Genomic DNA, 3697 nt, shown 5'->3' with positions numbered 1-3697 from the left:
GGCGCTGGGCTGGCCGGGAACGGACACCCCTGCGGAATCCATCTCCCTCATGTCCATGGCGCTCATCCCGCCACCACCTTCCAGTTGTCGGCCGGCCTAGTCCCGGTCTTTGGCGTCGGCGCTCCGGGTGTGCGCCAGGATTTCCGCCAGCTCGGCAAGCCGATGTGCGCGTGCCGATTCCGCCGGCGTGAACGGTTCGTCCGGTCGGGAGAACAGGAGCGGCCCGTGCCATGCGGTCGGAATCTTGAGGAGGGTTGTGGAGGGCCCGACGGCGGCGCCTGCCTCGGCGGCCGGCCCTTCGGGTTCAGGGGTGACGATTTTCGCCGACAGCAGTTCTGCTACCGCCAGCGGTAATTCGTCCGGGTTGTCGGCGATCCGGGCAGCCAGGCTCAGGGCCTTTGTCTGGCCGTCCGCCATGGCGAGTGCAGTGGTAGGCCACACGTGCGAATCCCGGCCACCGCCGTCGTCGAGCGCTGTCAGTAGCTCATGCTCGCCGAGGTGGCCCGGGGCAGACACCACGAATTCGTCCATGACGGCTCCATCCATGGGGTGGACATGGATGCTGAGGATGTTGATGTTCGTCCGGGCGAGCGAGTGGGTCATGCGTTGGAGGGAGCCTGGCTGGTCGCGGAGCACAGTCCTCGCCCGCCAAAGCGCCGGGGCCGAATGGAGCTTCCTGCGGTGGCGGAGGGCAGGTGCGTGGATCCAGCGCCGCAGGATCCTGGCCGCGGAGGGCTCGGCAACCCAAATCACCAGGACCGTTGCGGTCACGGTCAGGAGGAGCACCTTGGCCAGGTAAGGGAGTTGCGTTTCAACCACAATGGCGTGGACAAGAAGTTCGATGGGAAGCATCACCGCGATTTGGGCCACGGTGACCCTTGCCTTCGGAGCCTCGGGCATCTGCCCGCACACTTCGCAGGAGAGCTCAGCGGTAACGGAAGACCTCTTCTTCGGCTTCATGGCACTATCGTGCCCGAACCCTGTTTCAGGCGGATTGCGCCTGCGTCACGATCTGGGGCGGTATTCATGGGGCCAGTTCGGCGCCGACCGGACGCGCCGAACTGGCCGTGATTCACGAAACCTAGCGGGCGTTCTCGTTGCTCTTGTTGGCAGCGGCGAGCTCGGTCAGGAGGTCGCGGATTTCAACAAGCAGGGCGGTATCAGCCGGCAGTGGCTCGTCCTCGGGCTCTTCGATGGAGGCGCGGCGCTTGGTCAGTTCGTTGATCTTGTTCATGGGCGCAACGAAAATGAAGTACACCACGGCGGCCGTGATCAGGAAAGTTACGAACGCGGTGATGACGGCGCCGAAGTTGACGAAGGTCTTCGCGTTGTCGGGCCAAATCGCGAAGCCGAGCCCCTGGGCGTTGACTCCGCCGGCGGCGGCGATGACCGGGTTGATGATATTGGTGGTGAACGCTGCGACCAGGGCTGTGAACGCGGTGCCGATGACGACGGCGATGGACAACTCGATGATGTTGCCGCGAAGAACGAAGTCCTTGAAACCTTTGAGCATGGATTGACCTCCGGTGAATGGGTTCAGGTGATGTGGCCGGAATAGCCCCGGCCCGGCTGGTAACAACCGACATGAGACTATCAATCGAAGACGTGCCGCCGTCTTACTTCGCTTCACGACCCACCATTCAACGGAAGGCAGTCCGGCTGCCTGGAGCCTCCCGGCGTAAGCTCGTAGCGGATGCCAGTGCCGCCGTCGTGGGCCCACGCCGCCAGGGTTCCCTGGCCGAGCTTGCGAGGCGAGGGTGGCGGTGGGGATTAGTTGAGCAGTTCGGCGCTCAAGAGAAGCAAAGAGGCAGGCAAGCCATTGAACGCCCTGGCAGAGATGTTCAGGATCGGTCCCGGCAACAAGGACCATCACCCGGCTGTGCGCTGCGCGGTGGGCGTCTTCCTGCCGTTGATCACCCTCGTGTTGTTCGGACGGCTGGACCTTGTGGTCTTCGCCAGCTTTGCGGCGTTCACGAATATCTACGGCCGTAACGAGCCCCACAGCCACCGTTTTCGAAGCCAGCTCCGTGCCGGTTCGTTGCTCCTCGGCATCATCCTGCTTGCCACCCTGACCGCCCGGGTTGGCCAGGGCTCGGACGCGTACCTGTGGATCCTCACGCTAGGCACCACATTGGTTGCCGCATTTTGCTCCGTGGTGACCGCGCTGTGGAGGCTTCGCCCGGCAGGTTCGCTCTTCCATATTTTCGCTTTCGCGGCGATCGCCTCCGTTCCCCAGCAGCCCCCGCTCTGGGAAGGGATGTTGGCGGCGGTTTTGACTGCCGTGTTGGCGTTGCTGATCGGAATGTCGGCGCGGGTAGTCCCGAGCCACCGGACACCATGGAAGCGACCGGCTGCGGACCGGTTGCTGCCCCAGGAAATCCGGGCAGCTTGGCTGGAAGGCCTGGGCTACTTCGTGGCTGCCGGGCTAGCCGGAACGCTTGCTACTTTGGTTGGGCAGTGGCTCGGATTCGGACACGGCTATTGGGCCATGGTGGCGGCAGTAGTTCCCCTGGTTGGGCGCAGTACCCGGCATCGGGTGCAACGGGGAATCCAGAGGATCGTGGGGACATTGCTCGGTTTGCTGGTGTTGGCCGGAATCCTCTGGCTCGGCCCGGCGCCATGGCAGATGGTGTTGGTGATTGCCGCATGCCAGTTCGGAGCAGAGCTCTTCATTACGCGCCAATATCTCGTGGCGCAGATATTCGTCACACCGCTCGCGCTCATTTCCACTTTGCTGGTTGCCAACGTTCCGCCCGCGCTCCTGCTGCGGGACCGCATTGTGGAGACCGTGATCGGGGCCGCCGTCGGCGTCGCGGTGGTATTGGCGCCTGCGGCATGGTCCCGGGTCAGGGAACTCACTTCCGGCTAGGCGTTTCCCAATTGGCGACCGTGTGGGACCTTATGTAAAGGGACTTATTGTTTCCACATGCCCCAATCAGCATATTCACCGGGAGAACGCGCCATGCTTCCTGCAGATAACACTTTGACCACCATCGACCGAATCCAGAACCTGATCCTGGAGAGTGCCGACTTCGAGGAATTCCTCAACGAGCTGGCGCGGTTTTCTGCCCACCAGATGGCGGGCGACGGCGATGACGCGCTCTGTGGGATCACGCTGCTGCGCGAGCGGAAGGCACTCACGATTGGTTGGAGCAGTGATGCGGCCCGCGAAGTGGACGAGATCCAGTATTCCTTGGCCCAGGGGCCATGTTTGACGGCTGCCGAAGAGGAAAGGGAAGTCCACGTCCCGGATCTTCTTGAAGAGAACCGCTGGGGACCCGACTATGCGAGTGCCGTTGCGTCGCACGGACTGAGGTCGGTGTTGTCGTTGCCCTTCAATCTGGAGGGAGAGGCCAAAGCAGCGCTCAACCTGTACTCCGAGGCCCCGTACAAGTTCGACGAACGGGCTGCTGATCGGGCCCGCGGATATACCCGTGAGGTGTCGCAGGCCTTGCGTCTCGCTATCAGGTTCGCCCTCCATGCAGACAGCGCAAAGAATCTCCGGGCGGCCATGGAGTCCCGCACAGTGATCGATATCGCCGTTGGAATTGTCATGGCACAAAGCCGCTGCAGCCAGGAGGACGCTGTCCGGATCCTCACGGAGGCCTCGAGCAATCGCAACGTGAAATTGCGCGATATCGCCACGTCCTTGGTGGACTCCGTTGACGCAGCGGGCACCCTGACCCACTTCGAAGAG

General features: G+C 63.0%; 4 protein-coding genes. 2 read left to right on the top strand and 2 right to left on the bottom strand.

The genetic code is table 11. The features are described 5' to 3' along the window. Positions 1–96 precede the first annotated feature (96 nt). Both AHiyo1_RS12505 and mscL read right to left on the bottom strand, forming a co-directional pair. Entirely contained in the window at positions 97–960 is an 864-nt protein-coding gene (locus tag AHiyo1_RS12505; RefSeq protein WP_059388783.1) for an amino acid-binding protein, read from the bottom strand. A 121-nt stretch (positions 961–1081) separates the two neighbouring features. Then, a complete protein-coding gene (gene mscL / locus AHiyo1_RS12500) occupies positions 1082–1513 on the bottom strand; it encodes a large conductance mechanosensitive channel protein MscL (RefSeq protein ID WP_059388782.1) in 432 nt (143 codons plus the stop codon). A gap of 306 nt (positions 1514–1819) precedes the next feature. Here mscL and AHiyo1_RS12495 point away from each other — a divergent pair, with 306 nt between their 5' ends. Together AHiyo1_RS12495 and AHiyo1_RS12490 are read left to right on the top strand one after the other, a co-directional pair. Next, a complete protein-coding gene (locus AHiyo1_RS12495) occupies positions 1820–2869 on the top strand; it encodes an FUSC family protein (RefSeq protein WP_253257332.1) in 1050 nt (349 codons plus the stop codon). 93 nt (positions 2870–2962) lie between these two features. Continuing rightward, a partial coding sequence (locus AHiyo1_RS12490; protein WP_059388781.1) for a GAF and ANTAR domain-containing protein occupies positions 2963–3697 on the top strand: 735 nt, incomplete at its 3' end.

Origin of the sequence: Arthrobacter sp. Hiyo1 (assembly GCF_001263615.2) — a bacterium.
Lineage (GTDB): Bacteria > Actinomycetota > Actinomycetes > Actinomycetales > Micrococcaceae > Arthrobacter.
The sequence above is the reverse complement of the archived record's forward strand: the minus strand, read 5'-3'. Positions and strand labels throughout refer to the sequence as shown.

Coding starts and splice junctions, on each gene's coding strand:
- AHiyo1_RS12505 (WP_059388783.1), bottom strand. CDS start 960: ATGAAGCCGAAGAAGAGGTCTTCCGTTACCGCTGAGCTCTCCTGCGAA.
- mscL (WP_059388782.1), bottom strand. CDS start 1,513: ATGCTCAAAGGTTTCAAGGACTTCGTTCTTCGCGGCAACATCATCGAG.